Origin of the sequence: Hamadaea sp. NPDC050747 (genome assembly GCF_040654195.1) — a bacterium.
Classification (GTDB): domain Bacteria; phylum Actinomycetota; class Actinomycetes; order Mycobacteriales; family Micromonosporaceae; genus Hamadaea.
The window spans coordinates 587160-600142 of sequence record NZ_JBFAHM010000002.1 but is presented as its reverse complement, the minus strand read 5'-3'; the positions used below and the strand labels follow the sequence as shown (position 1 = coordinate 600142).

8 protein-coding genes are annotated in these 12983 nt (G+C 69.1%); 7 read left to right on the top strand and 1 reads right to left on the bottom strand.

Annotated features, from left to right (window positions below; translation table 11 throughout):
- Positions 1–155 precede the first annotated feature (155 nt).
- The 7 genes from AB0H43_RS06205 to AB0H43_RS06175 all read left to right on the top strand — a co-directional run bounded on the left by AB0H43_RS06205 (position 156) and on the right by AB0H43_RS06175 (position 12483).
- Positions 156–1832, top strand: coding sequence for an FAD-dependent oxidoreductase (locus AB0H43_RS06205; protein WP_359997275.1), 1677 nt, complete (start codon positions 156–158; stop codon positions 1830–1832).
- Complete coding sequence (locus AB0H43_RS06200; protein ID WP_359997273.1) at positions 1829–3346, top strand: FAD-dependent oxidoreductase; 1518 nt, start codon at positions 1829–1831, stop codon at positions 3344–3346. Before AB0H43_RS06205 ends, AB0H43_RS06200 begins: the two co-directional genes overlap by 4 nt.
- Positions 3347–3348: 2 nt before the next feature.
- Positions 3349–6771: a hypothetical protein gene (locus AB0H43_RS06195; RefSeq protein ID WP_359997270.1), complete on the top strand. Its 3423-nt coding sequence runs from the start codon at positions 3349–3351 to the stop codon at positions 6769–6771.
- A 2-nt stretch (positions 6772–6773) separates the two neighbouring features.
- Complete coding sequence (locus AB0H43_RS06190; RefSeq protein ID WP_359997268.1) at positions 6774–8387, top strand: extracellular solute-binding protein; 1614 nt, start codon at positions 6774–6776, stop codon at positions 8385–8387.
- Between the two features lie 34 nt (positions 8388–8421).
- Entirely contained in the window at positions 8422–9324 is a 903-nt protein-coding gene (locus AB0H43_RS06185) for an ABC transporter permease subunit (protein ID WP_359997265.1), read from the top strand.
- Complete coding sequence (locus AB0H43_RS06180; RefSeq protein ID WP_359997262.1) at positions 9318–10247, top strand: carbohydrate ABC transporter permease; 930 nt, start codon at positions 9318–9320, stop codon at positions 10245–10247. Before AB0H43_RS06185 ends, AB0H43_RS06180 begins: the two co-directional genes overlap by 7 nt.
- Positions 10248–10329: 82 nt before the next feature.
- Complete coding sequence (locus AB0H43_RS06175; protein WP_359997259.1) at positions 10330–12483, top strand: hypothetical protein; 2154 nt, start codon at positions 10330–10332, stop codon at positions 12481–12483.
- 67 nt (positions 12484–12550) lie between these two features.
- Here the strand turns inward: AB0H43_RS06175 and AB0H43_RS06170 are convergent, their stop codons facing one another.
- Positions 12551–12811 carry a DUF6232 family protein gene (locus tag AB0H43_RS06170; protein ID WP_275978387.1) on the bottom strand — a complete coding sequence of 87 codons (261 nt, stop codon included), beginning with the start codon at positions 12809–12811 and terminating at the stop codon, positions 12551–12553.
- Between the last annotated feature and the right edge of the window lie 172 nt (positions 12812–12983).

Below are 12983 nucleotides of genomic sequence, written 5' to 3'. Positions count from 1 at the left end.
ATAGCTAATATTTGCTAATTCTGCGCAACCGAATCGTGCCCAAAGCTGCTGCGTACCAACGTCTTGACATCACCGAGATGAAGCGATGTAACGTAGCCGCAATCTTGGGCGAGCGTGATGGCCGCCAATATATTAGCAAGTTAGGGGACACCGGCATGAGCATGGCGACCGAGCTGGAGACCGACCTTCTGGTGGTCGGCGGAGGCTTGGGCGGCGTCGCCGCGGCGTTGACCGCCGCGCGGCTGGGCCGCCGCGTCGTCCTGACGGAGGAGACCGACTGGCTGGGCGGCCAGCTCACCGCGCAGGCGGTGCCGTCCGACGAGCACCCCTGGATCGAGACGGAATTGATCTCGCCCGGGTACCGTGAGCTGCGCGAACGCGTTCGCGACTACTACCGTCGCAACTACCCGCTGCTGCCCGAGGCGGCCGCTGATCCGACGCTCAACCCGGGGCTGGGGAACGTGAGCCGGCTCTGCCACGAACCCCGGGTCGGCGTGGCCGTCATCGACGAGATGCTGGCCGGATACGTGTCGGCCGGGCGCATCACGATCTTGTACCGCCACGTGCCCGTCAGTGCTCACACCGACGGCGACAGTGTCAAGGCCGTCACGCTGCGCGACGAGGTGTCCGGCAAGCAACGCACGGTCACGGCGAAGCTTGTCGCGGACGCCACCGAACTCGGCGACCTCCTGGAGCTCGCCGGGGCCGAGCATGTCATCGGCGCGGAGTCGCAGGACCAGACCGGCGAGCCCTTCGCCGCGCCCGAACCGGATTGGACCGATCAACAGTCCATCACGTGGTGCTTCCCACTGGAGTACCGGCCGGGCGAGGACCACGTCATCGACAAGCCCGCCTCCTACGACCACTGGAAGACCCACGTCGACCCGTTCTGGCCGGGCCCGCAGCTGTCCTGGTTCAAGATCGACATCCACACGAACGCGGGCAAGGAGAACCGGATCTTCGAGGGCGACCTCGACGGCGTACGCCTGCCGGACCTCTGGCACTTCCGGCGTATCCGGGCGCGCAGCCAGTTCCGCCGCGACCTCGTCGACACCGACGTCACGCTGGTGAACTGGCCCAACATCGACTACTGGGAAGCGCCCCTGATCGGCCCGGGGGTCGACGATGCCGCTCGGGGCCGCGCACTTCAGCGGTGCAAGGAGCTGTCGCTGTCCTATCTGCACTGGATGCAGACAGAGGCGCCCCGGCACGACGGCGGCCACGGCTATCCCGGTCTGAAGCTCCGCCCGGACCTCACCGGCACCGACGACGGCCTCGCGAAGTACGTCTACATTCGGGAGTCGCGCCGGATCAAGGCGCGGTTCACGGTGCTGGAGCAGCATGTCGCGGTGGTGGACCGGCCCGAGGGCGGCGGCTCGGAGCTGTTCGCGGACGCGGTCGGCGTCGGGCACTACAACATCGACCTGCACCCGAGCACTGCGGGTGTGAACTACGTGAACCTGGAGTGCTACCCGTTCCAGATCCCGCTGGGCGCACTGATTCCGGTACGCCTGCGCAACCTCCTGCCGGCCTGCAAGAACATCGGGACCACCCACATCACCAACGGCTGCTATCGGCTGCACCCGGTGGAGTGGAGCATCGGCGAGGCCGTCGGGGCACTGGCGGCATACTGCCTGCGGCAGGGCACCGAGCCGCACGCGGTGGCCGACTCGCCCCGGCTCACCGAGGACTACCAGAGCCTGCTCACGCAGACGCTCGGAATCCCGATCGCCTGGCCCGACGAGGTACGCCGGACCCGCCCCTCGCAGGCGTCCAAGAACTCGACGCCGCTCCTGGCCATGCCCGAACGCCGTGTGAAGGCCACGTCATGACCGGCGATCCGACGACCCGGCGTGAGCCGACCGACGTCGTCGTCTACGGCGCGACCCTCGCGGGGATCATGGCGGCCTTGCGACTGCGCATGCGCGGCTATCGCACGGTCATCCTTGAGCCGACCCGGCACGTCGGCGGCATCGTCGCGGGTGGCCTGGTCAAGTCCGACTGCCCGAACGTCATCGAGGCGCTGGCGGGGCTCACCCTCACCCGGTTCTTCGAGGGCGTCGGGCGGGCGTACGGACTAGACGGGGCGGCGTACCGGTTCGAGCCGAAGGTGGCCGAGCGGGTTGCCTGGGATCTGCTCACCGAGGCCGGCGCCACCGTGCTCACCGGCGAGCGGATTCACGGACGGTCGGATGTCGACATGCGGGCCGGCCGCATCGAACGAGTGAAGGGCATCCGGGCGCGCTTCTTCATCGACGCCTCCTACGAGGGCGACCTCATGGCCGCGGCCGGCGTGCCGTACGCGTACGGGCGGGAAGGACACGACGAATACGGCGAGCCCCTCGCCGGGTTCCAGCCGGTGCAGGCGTACCGGCGGCGCAGCTTCCGGCCCACCGATCTCTATCCGGTCAAGCCGGTCCCGTCCCAGCTGGCGGGCGAGGCCGACGAGAAGACGCAGGCCTACAACTTCCGGGGCGTGCTCTCGACCGATCCCGACCGGCTGCCGTTCCCGAAGCCCGAGGACTACGATCCGAAGCTCTACGCGTACCTGGGACAACTCCTGAAACAGCGGGGCGTCCAGGGGCTGTCCGACATCGTGACCCACACGGCGCTGCTGCCGAACGGCAAGTACCAGACCAATCAGGCGCTGTTCATCGGGTTCGACCTGCCCGGCGCCTCCTGGGGCTATCCGGACGGCAGCTGGGCCCGGCGGGACGAGGTCATCGCCGAGCACGTCCGCTGGCATCAGGGAATGCTGTACTGGCTGGCCAACGACCCCTCGCTGCCGGAGAGCTTCCGGGCCGACACCCGGACGTTCGGCCTGCCGCCCGACGAGTTCGTGGACAGTCCACACGGGACCGGCTTCCCGCACGCGCTCTACATTCGGGAGGCCCGCCGGCTGCTCGGCGCGTACGTGCTCACCCAGCACGACCTGCTCAAGCCGAACAACACCAAGGCGACGCCGGTCTGCTGCTGGAAGTACGGCATGGACAGTCACATCGTCCAGTACTATGCCGAGGGCGACGACACGATCGTCGGCGAGGGCACGCTGTCGGGCACCGAGAGCAACCCGCCGGTCGACCTCTACCAGATTCCCGCCGAGGTGCTCTTCCCCGCGCGGGGCGGCGTCGAGAACATCACAGTCCCGCTGTGCTTCTCGGCCAGTCACGTCGGCTACAGCTCACCGCGCATGGAGCCCAACTACGGCATGCTCGGCGAGGCCGCCGGTGAACTGGCCGCCCAGTCGCTGGGCACCGGGCGGGCCGTGCAGGACTACGACTATCCCCAGCTGGCGGCGGCGTTGCGGGAGCACGGCAGCGTCCTGACCCTCCCGGGGCTGGAGTAGCCGTGCGGCCGATCACGCTCGCCCCGCCCGATCCGGCCTTCCAGCCGGGTCCGCTCGACGCCTCGTCCGGCTGGCAGCCGCATACCGTCGAGCTTCCGGTCCACATCGGAGAGCCGGTGCCGGACGAAGGATGCCTGCTGCGCCTGGAGTTCGCGGCGGGTCACGGTCCGTGCCCGGATCTGTCCATCGTGGTCGACGGGACGCATCGCGGGTTCTTCCACCCTCGCGTGCGCCGGGAGGACCGCTCGGAGACCTACCGGCACGGCCCCATCGCGGGCGAGGTCACGCTCGACGTGTGGCTGCCGGCCGCCTGGCTCGGCGTCGGTGAGCACCGGTTGTCGATCACCACCACGCTCGACGAGGGTGCGGCGACCGGTCCGGTCCAGCCCGAGGACGGTCCGCGTCCGCGTCACCGCGAGCAGTTCGGCCACCACTTCGGCAGCGGGATCATGTGGCACGAGATCACCCTCCGGCCCGCGGACCGTCCGGCCACGTCGGACGTCGCGCTCACCGCCACCCCGCTCTACCTGCACGACGGCTCCACACTGGTCGAGCTGACCGTCTCGGTTCCGGCGCAGTGCACTGCCGACCACGCAGTGGTACGCGTGGAGCAGCAGACGTATCCGGTCGACCTGCAGCGGGGTGACCGCGACTTCGGCGACGTCCGCGTACGGTTCCCGGTGCCGGAGTTCACCGAGCCGGTGACGGCGACGGTCAACGTCGACGGCGGATCGGAGACGTCGTTCGAGCTGCGGCCGGCGCGCAAGTGGACGTTGCACCTGATCCCACATGTGCACCTGGACGTCGGCTACACCGACGTGCAGGGCAAGGTGCTGGAGCTGCACAGCCGCAACCTCGATCGGGCGCTCGACGCGCTCGCCGGCCGCCCCGGCGAGCCCGGCTTCGCCTTCTCGGTGGACGGCTCGCTGATCGTGGGGGAGTACCTCGCGACGCGGTCGGCGAAGCGCGCTGAGCAGGTGCTCGCGGCGCTGCGGTCGGGGCGGCTGTCGGTCAACGCCTTCCACAGTCTGTTCCTGTCCGGCGTCGCCAGCCTCGAAGAGGTCTACCGGGCGGCGTACGCGGCGGCGCGGCTGCGCGCCGACCACGGTGTCCCGATCGAGTACGCCAACCTCACCGACGTTCCCTCGTACTCCGCGGCGATCCCGTCGATGCTGCACGCGCTCGGCATCGACGGCTTCGTCGGGATTGAGAACCACCACCGGGGCGGCAACGCCGACAGCGACGCCCAGCACCTGGCGAGCCCGGTGATGTGGGAAGGTGTCGACGGCTCCCGCGTGCTGACCCACTTCTCCGACACATACTCGCAGCTGCGATTCATGGTCGGCGACCCGCAGACCGTCGCCGGGGGAGCGCACGCGTTCTGCCGCCTCCTCGCCCGCTACGACCGGCCCGACTACCTCCCGGCCGACCTGGCCGTCATCGGCACGCACGCCGACAACGAGGATCTCGGCGACGGCGACGCCGGGTTCGCCGCCCGCTGGAACGAGCGGTACGCGTTCCCGCGGCTGGTCGTGTCGACGATGGCCGGATACCTCGACGCCGTACGCCCGCTGGCGGATCGGCTGCCCGTGTGGCGCGGCGACGGTGGCTCCTACTGGGAAGACGGTGTCGGCACCGGAGCCACCGTCGCCGCCGAGCATCGGCGTACGCAGTCCGCACTGCCCGCCGCGGAAGGGCTCGCCGCGTTGGTCGGCCTCGCCGAACCCGGCTACCGGCCACACCGGGCCGCCCTCGACGCCGCCTGGGAAGGTGCGCTCTACGGCTGCGAGCACACCTGGACGTGGGCTCATGGCAACGCCCATCCGCATGGCCATCAGGTCGGCGACCAGCTCGACTGGAAGCGGCATCAGGTGCACACCGCGTACCGGATCGCGACGGACGAGACCCGCCGGGCGCTCAGCCAGCTGGGCGAGCTGGTCAGCACGGCCGGGCCGACGCTGCTCGTGCACAATCCGCTCGGCTGGGCGCGGGACGTCGACGTCGAGCTGGAGACTCTGCACGGCAGCCCCGACGGGTTGTCCGGCGAGGTGATGGCGGACTGTAACGGCCTCAAACGAGTGCGCGTCACCGTTGCCGGGGTGCCCCCCTTCGGCTATCGGGCGCTGGGGCTCGGCGTCGGGCGTACGCTCACGCCTGGCGAAGAAGACGGCTCCACCGGGCAGTCGGCCGCGGGCCGGGACGAGTGGCAGACCGTGCCCGCGAGCCTGACCACCGTGCGGTGGGAGGTGGCTCTCGACCCCGGGACCGGCGCGATCCGCGGCCTGCGCCACCGCGCGAGCGGTCGGGAGCTGCTGGACAGTCGAGAGTGGACGCTCGGCCAGGTTCTGTACGTCCTCGACGGCCCGGTGTCGCTGACGCGCGGTGACCACCCGCCTCACCCGGATCGCAATCGGCATTCGGGCGAGCCGCATCGGCACGAGCCCGCGCCCCGCAGCACGCTGTTCGGCCGCCGTCCGAAGGCGGACCCGCCGGAGCTCACCGTGACCGCGGCCGAGATGCGGCCGATCGGGCTACGCCGCACCTACGACGGCTGGCGCCTGCGAACGGTCGGGAGCGGACCGAGTCTGCCCCGGGTCGAGGTTGACGTGTTGCTGCGGGACGACTCCGACCGGGTCGACGTCACGGTCGAGTTCGACAAAGTACGCGTGCTGGCCAAGGAATCGGTGTACGTGGCGTTTCCCTTCGCCGGGACCGATCCGGTGCTGCGCTACGACCGTCAGCAAGGCTGGATCGATCCGGCGGTCGACACCGCGCCCGGCGCCTGCCACGACTGGTTCACCACGCAGTACGCCGTCGTCGTGACCGAGGGAGACGGTCCGGCGGTCGCCTGGAGCTCGGCGGACGCGCCCTTGTTCACCGTGGGCGACATCGTTCGCGGCGACTGGCGAGAGCGGTTCCGGCCGGCGTCGGCCCTCTTCTCCTGGGTCCTCAACAACTACTGGCCGACGAACACCCCGCCGGAGCAGGACGGAACCCTGACCCTCCGGTACGCCTTCACGCCACTGCCGGCGTTCGACCCGGTGGCGGCCGGGCGCTTCGGCCGGGAGGTACGCGCGGCCGCCACCGCGACCGAGATCACCTGGCTCGACAAGTTCGACGTCGATCCGCGGCCGTTGCCGGTCACCGGATCGCTGCTGGACCTGGACCTGCCGGAGACGGTGCACGCCACCGTCGCCCAGCCGCAGACCGCTGACGGACTGCTGCTGCGCCTGCAAAACCTCTCCGGCCAGGCGGTGCGCATCCCGCTGCGAGTCGCCGGAGACGTCATGTCGTGTACCGCCGACGAACGCGAGATCGGCCCGCTGCCCCGCGACGACGACGGCCTCCCAGCCGTCGGCATCGGACCATGGCAGGTCGTCTCGCTGATTGTGCATCCCTTCCCGACGGACACCCCGAAGGATTGATCATGGCAAACAGCGCTCTCACCAGACGCCGATTCCTGGCCCTGACCGGCGGCGCCGCCGCGGCCGTCGCCGGGTCCGGCCTGCTCGCGGCCTGCGGCAGTTCGACCACGCCCACGACCGGCGGCGCCGGCAGCGTCACCTTCCCCGAGTACGCCCCGGCGACCCTGGTCAAGCCGGATCTGCCCGCGACTGCCGACGGCGTCATGGCCGGGTTCTACGACTACCCGGCAAACCTCGCGACCGCGTTCACGAGCAAGCCCGGCGAGGGCCTCGGGAACGTGACCGTCCTGACCAACATGTTCAACCCGGTGCCGCCCAGCGCGGGGTCGAACGCGTACTGGCAGGAGGTGAACAACCGGCTGGGGGCGACCCTCGACATCACGATGACGCCGTCGGCCGACTACCTCAGCAAGCTGTCCACCGTCATCGCCGGTGGCGAGCTGCCCGACATGACACTGATCTCGGCCAAGCTCGCCCACCGGGCCGATGTGCTGACCCGGATGTGCGCCGATCTCAGCGAGTTCGTCTCGGGTTCGGCGGTCAAGGACTACCCGTTCCTGGCCAACATCCCCAAGGACGCCTGGCTGCCGGCGGCGTACGGGGGCGGCATCTACGGCGTGCCGATCCCGCGTGGCATCGCCGGGACGATCTTCTTCTCGCGCAACGACCTCATCCGCGCCCGGGGCCTGAACAACGCTCCGGCCAGCTACGCCGAGTTCGTCACGCTGGCAGAGGGCCTGACCGACGCCAAGGCGAACCGATGGGCGTTCGGCGGCGTCAAGCGCGTGCTCGTCTTCGTCGGAACCATGCTGGGTGTGCCCAACACCTGGAAGGTCGAGGGCGGCAAGTTCGTCTCCGAGTTCGAGACGGAGCAGCGCAAGGAGGCGGTCGCTCGTACGGCCGAGCTGTACGCCAAGGGGCTGTTCCACCCGGACAGCCTGGGCAACAAACTGCAGGTACGCGACTTGTTCGGCAACGGCACGATCGCGCTGCACGGTGACGGGTACGCCGCCTGGGACACCATGGCCGCCGCGTACAAGTCGGTGGAGATCGGTGCGATGCCGGCCCCGAAGGCCGAGGGTGGCGGCATCGCTCAGCACCCCGCCGGAGCGGCGGCGTTCGCCATCACCGCGTTCAAGAAGGGCGACAAGGCCCGGATCAAGCAGCTGCTGAAGATCTGCGACTGGCTGGCGGCCCCGCTCGGGACGACGGAGTACATGTTCCGCAAGTTCGGCGTCGAGGGCACCCATTACACGATGCAGAACGGCCGGCCGGCCCTGACCGACAAAGGCAAGGTCGAGGTCAAGCTGCCGCTGGAGTACATCATCGACGCCCCGCCCATCCTCGGTCCCGGCGACCGGGCGCGGGTGGACGCTCAGCGGGCGTACCAGGAGAAGATCGTCCCGACGCTCCTGCGCAGTCCGGCCGACGGACTCTACTCGGCGACGGCGGTGGACAAGGCCGGCGAGATGAGCAAGATCATCGATGCGGCGGAACTCGACATCGTCTCGGGCCGTAAGCCGGCCGCGTACTGGGACGAGGCGGTGGCCGCGTGGAAGAAGGCGGGCGGCGACGCCGCGCGAGCCGAATACGAGAAGGCACTGACCACCAAGTAGAGCGTCGGCGAAACGGCGGGTGAGGACGACGATGATGCGACGGTTGCGGCGGGACTGGTTCCTGCTGATGCTGGGGCTGCCCGGCATTCTGCTGGTGGTGCTGTTCCACTACGTGCCGCTGGCCGGGAACGTCATCGCGTTCAAGGATTACCGGCCCTACCTGACGATCTGGGAAGCGCCCTGGGTCGGTTTCACGAACTTCCGGGTGATCTACGAAGGTGACCCGGCGTTCCTCAACGCCCTGACGAATACGCTGATCATCTCGCTGATCCAGGTCGTGGTGGTCTTCCCCATCCCGATCGCGCTGGCTTTGCTGATGAACAGCCTGCTCTCGGAGAAGATCAAGCGGGTCGTGCAGTCGGTGCTGTACCTGCCGCACTTCATGTCGTGGGTGATCGTGGTCGCGCTGTTCCAGCAGATGCTGGGCAACGCCGGGCTCTACAACACCTGGGCCCGCGTCCACGACCTGCCGCTGCTCCACATCATCGGCAACGCCGACCTCTTCCTGCCGCTGATCACCAGTCAGGCGATCTGGAAGGACGTCGGCTGGGGCACGATCATCTTCCTCGCCGCGATCTCCCGCGTCGACACGGAACTGTTCGAGGCGGTCGCCGTGGACGGCGGCGGACGGCTCCGCCAGCTGTGGCACGTGACCCTCCCGGCTATCCGGTCGGTGGTCGTGCTGCTGCTCATCCTGCGCCTCGGCGACGTCCTCTCGGTCGGCTTCGAACAGATCTATCTGCAACAGGCGGCGGTCGGCCAGGACGTCTCCGAGGTGCTCGACACCTACGTCTACAACCGCGGCATCCTCGACGGCAACTTCGGGATGGCCGCCGCGGTCGGGCTGGTCAAGGGCCTGGTCGGGCTGGCGCTCGTGCTCATCGCCAACAAGGTCGCGCACCTGTTCGGGGAGAGAGGAATCTACTCGCGATGGTGACTCTGGCTTCTCGTCCGCGGACGGTCCGGCGTGCGGCGAACAAGCCGCGGTTGGTCAACGGCGCGCCCGCGCCCAACCCGGTGGTCCGGGGGCTCAAGGGAATCGTGCTGCTCATCTGCTGTGCCGCCGTGGCGATCCCGTTCATCGGGGTCATCTCGACGTCGCTGGCCGGCCAGGAACAGATCACGAAGGCCGGAGGCTACGTCCTATGGCCCTCGCATCCATCCTTCGACGCGTACGCGGCGATCTTCCGGGGTGGCGCGGTCACCCGGGCGACTCTCGTCTCCATAGGGGTCACTCTGGTGGGATCGCTGCTGTCGATGGCGGTCGTCGCGTTGCTGGCCTACTCGCTGTCCCGGCCGGGCAGCTTCGGTCACCGGCCGCTGCTCATGCTGGTGCTGATCACGATGCTGTTCAACGCCGGCATGATTCCGAACTACCTGCTCATCAAACAGCTCGGGCTGATCGACTCCTGGTGGGCGCTGATCCTGCCGCCCGCGGTCTCCGCCTTCCAGGTCATCATCGTGCGCGCCTTCTTCATGGAGGTGCCGCGCGAGATCATCGACGCCGCCCGCATCGACGGCGCCGGTGAACTGCAGATCCTCACCCGGATCATGCTGCCGCTGTCCAAGGCCGTGCTGGCGGTCGTGGGCCTGTTCCAGGCGGTGGCCTACTGGAGCGCGTTCTTCAACGCGCTGCTCTACATCAACGACCCCGACAAGTGGCCGTTGAGCCTGGTCCTGCGCACTTACGTCGTCGACAACGCGGCCGTCGGAACCGACCTGCCGGGCGAGGTCGTCCCGCCGCAGCAGTCCCTGCAGATGGCGATCCTGGTCGTCTCGCTCGTCCCCATCTGCCTGGTCTACCCGTTCCTGCAGAAGCACTTCGCCAAGGGCGTGGTCGTCGGCGCCGTCAAGGGCTGACCCCGCTCACCCCCGCGCAGTCGCACCCGGCCGGGCCATCCGTCCCGGCGGGCTGACGCCTGCCCACGTCAAGGAGGCTTTCATGCACGACCGCTCCCCAGCCGGCTCGCCTGCCGCGGACGCCTTCGCCGCCGTCGAGGCGGCTCTCACCCCAGAGTCCACGGCGAACCGCCGGACCGGACGCCGGCAGGCGCTCGCCGCGCTCGGCTTCGCCGGGGCCGCGCTGGCGGGCGGCCAGGCCCTGCCCGGGATCGCCCAGGCCGGGCCGCCCAAGAAGCTCGACGCCGGTGACGGCTACGGCAGCGTCGCCGAGTTGCGGACTAACCCCGGAACCGTCGACGGCCAGCAGGTCCACCTGGTCGGCTACCACGCCGACCGGCCCGGGGTCGGCGGCGGCCTCTTCTACTGGGATGCCGACGCGACCGAAACCGACAACGGCGGCACCGTCATCGCACCGGCAGGTTTGGCCGCCGGACGGTGGAAGCGCCCGGTCGAGGCCCGGGTCGACCTGGCCTGGTTCGGCTGGACCGGAGTCGGCGACGTCGACGACTCACCCAAGGTACGCGCGGCGGTGGCGGCCCTGCCCACCGGCGGCATCATCGAGACCGGCCCCGGCAAGGTACGCCTGGAGTCCACGATCGAGATCACCTCCATCCCGATCCTCTTCCAGGGAGCCGGGGCCACCGACGTCGACGACTACTCGACGCAGTACGTGGTGGCGACCGGGAACGCCGACGGCTTCCGGCTCAAGAACGTCCACGGTGGCGGGATGCGGGATCTCGTCGTGCGCGGCTTAGGGCTGACCGGGGGCAGCCTGGTGGCGACCGAGGCGGCCGGCAGCGATCGCAACTACATGGTGTCCTTCATCAACGTCCGATTCAAGGACGGCTACAACGGCATGACACTGCGCTCGTGCAACACGATCCGGTTCCGCAACTGCGTCTGGAACGGGTTCAACGGGCAGTACGTCCTCCTGCTCAACGGGGTCGGCGACAGTTCGCGGGCCGACCCGATCGAGTTCGTGCAGTGCGGCATCGCGGCCGGGCCGGCGAACACCGGCGTCGACAACATCGTGATCGACGGGCTCGGCGGGTCGATCAAGTTCTTCGCCGTCGCCGTCCTCTTCGGGCGACACGGCATCTGGCTGAAGAACACCACCGGCGGCTCCTACCCGAAGTTCCTCTACTTCGAAGGCGGCGGGTTCGAGAACGGCCACGGATATCCGGTGCTGCTGGAGGCGGGCGCGCAGGCCCAGTTCGCCAACGTCTACATCTCGGCCGACAATGAGCTCAGCAACGTCCGGATCACCGAGGGCTTCACCAGCACCGCCACCTTCACCGGCTGCATCGTCCGCGGTTGTGGCCACAACGGGCTCGACATCGCGTCGACCCGGGTCACCGTGACCGGCTGCGTCATCGGCAACAACGGGCGCACGGCGCACCCCGCCTTCGCCCGGACGATCACCGGCGCCTCGTCGGGCAATGGCGGCAAGGTCCGGCTCAGCACCGGGGTCGAGCACGGCTGGGAGACCGGCGATCGGGTCAGCGTCCTGGACGTCACGGGCACCACCGAGGCCAACGGCAAGTGGGCCATCGAAGTGGTCAACCCCACCGCCTTCGAGATCCCGGTGCAGTTCGCCCACGCGTACGCCGGCGGCGGCAGCAGCTACCGGCACGGCGCCGGGATCAACCTCCGGTCGGCGGCCACCCGCGTGGTGGTGGTCGGCAACGCGATCGGCGGGCTCGCCGACGGAATCAACCGGCAGGATTACGGGATCGTCAGCGCCTCGCCTGACGTCCTGGTCGCCGACAACGACCTGAACGGCAACGTGACCGGCCCGTACTCGATCGTCGGCTCGATCACCGGGCAGACCCGGTTCACGGGCAACAAGGGCGTCGAGCAGATCGACGGCCGCCTCGTCGCCCGGGTCGGTGGGGCCGTCGCCGACGGCCTGTACGACTTCGGCAACCTGCTCTACCTGGAGGGCCAGCGCATCCGGATCGTCAAGGTGACCCGGAAGCTCGGCGCGGGCTCCGCCGACGTACGCCTCGACGCCGACAGCCAGAGCGCGGGCGGGAACGCGATCGGCGTCACCACGACCTCGCAGACGACGGCGTTGAGCACCCCGTTCACCGTGGACGGCAGCGGCACACCGCTCCGCCTGCGGCTGCGAGTCCTCAACGCCGCCTCGGCGAGCGACCTGGAGGTGCAGTTCGCGTACCAGATCCTCGGCTGACGCCAAGGCACGGCCTTCGCCCATGATTCGAGCCCGGCCGCTGCCGGCCGGGCTCGAACGGGGGACGTCACACGCGGTCGCTGTTCTCCAGCGCCCGGATGAGGGCTCGCTTGATCTGCCCGAACAGCCGCTGATCCGTGGTCCGGAACAGGCTGATCAACTGTCCGTAGTAGACGGCCCGCAATTCGTAGACCGGGCCGCGCCGCCCGTGGATCTCGACGAAGACGTCGCGCAACTGGTTGATCGAGAAGGCCTTCACGGCGGTCTCGCGTACCAGGAAGACCTCGTCGCTCACGTGTACCGAGGGGCCTCGATAGAAGGTCCGCATTCTCCCTCCTCGACTGACAATCCGAAGGGGAGTGGCGACGATGATCGCTTAGTGGATGGGTCCTCCCCCTTGTCATCGAGTGTGCTGTTGTTACTCATGAGTCGGAAGGGACGGAGGCAATACTTGGCAAAGTTTGCCACCCATGTGACCGGCGCTAACGCGGCTTTCCGCA

Excerpts from the sequence above, each read along its gene's own strand:
- AB0H43_RS06190 (WP_359997268.1), top strand. The coding sequence starts at position 6,774 with ATGGCAAACAGCGCTCTCACCAGACGCCGATTCCTGGCCCTGACCGGC.
- AB0H43_RS06175 (WP_359997259.1), top strand. The coding sequence starts at position 10,330 with ATGCACGACCGCTCCCCAGCCGGCTCGCCTGCCGCGGACGCCTTCGCC.
- AB0H43_RS06200 (WP_359997273.1), top strand. The coding sequence starts at position 1,829 with ATGACCGGCGATCCGACGACCCGGCGTGAGCCGACCGACGTCGTCGTC.
- AB0H43_RS06205 (WP_359997275.1), top strand. The coding sequence starts at position 156 with ATGAGCATGGCGACCGAGCTGGAGACCGACCTTCTGGTGGTCGGCGGA.
- AB0H43_RS06170 (WP_275978387.1), bottom strand. The coding sequence starts at position 12,811 with ATGCGGACCTTCTATCGAGGCCCCTCGGTACACGTGAGCGACGAGGTC.
- AB0H43_RS06180 (WP_359997262.1), top strand. The coding sequence starts at position 9,318 with ATGGTGACTCTGGCTTCTCGTCCGCGGACGGTCCGGCGTGCGGCGAAC.
- AB0H43_RS06185 (WP_359997265.1), top strand. The coding sequence starts at position 8,422 with ATGCGACGGTTGCGGCGGGACTGGTTCCTGCTGATGCTGGGGCTGCCC.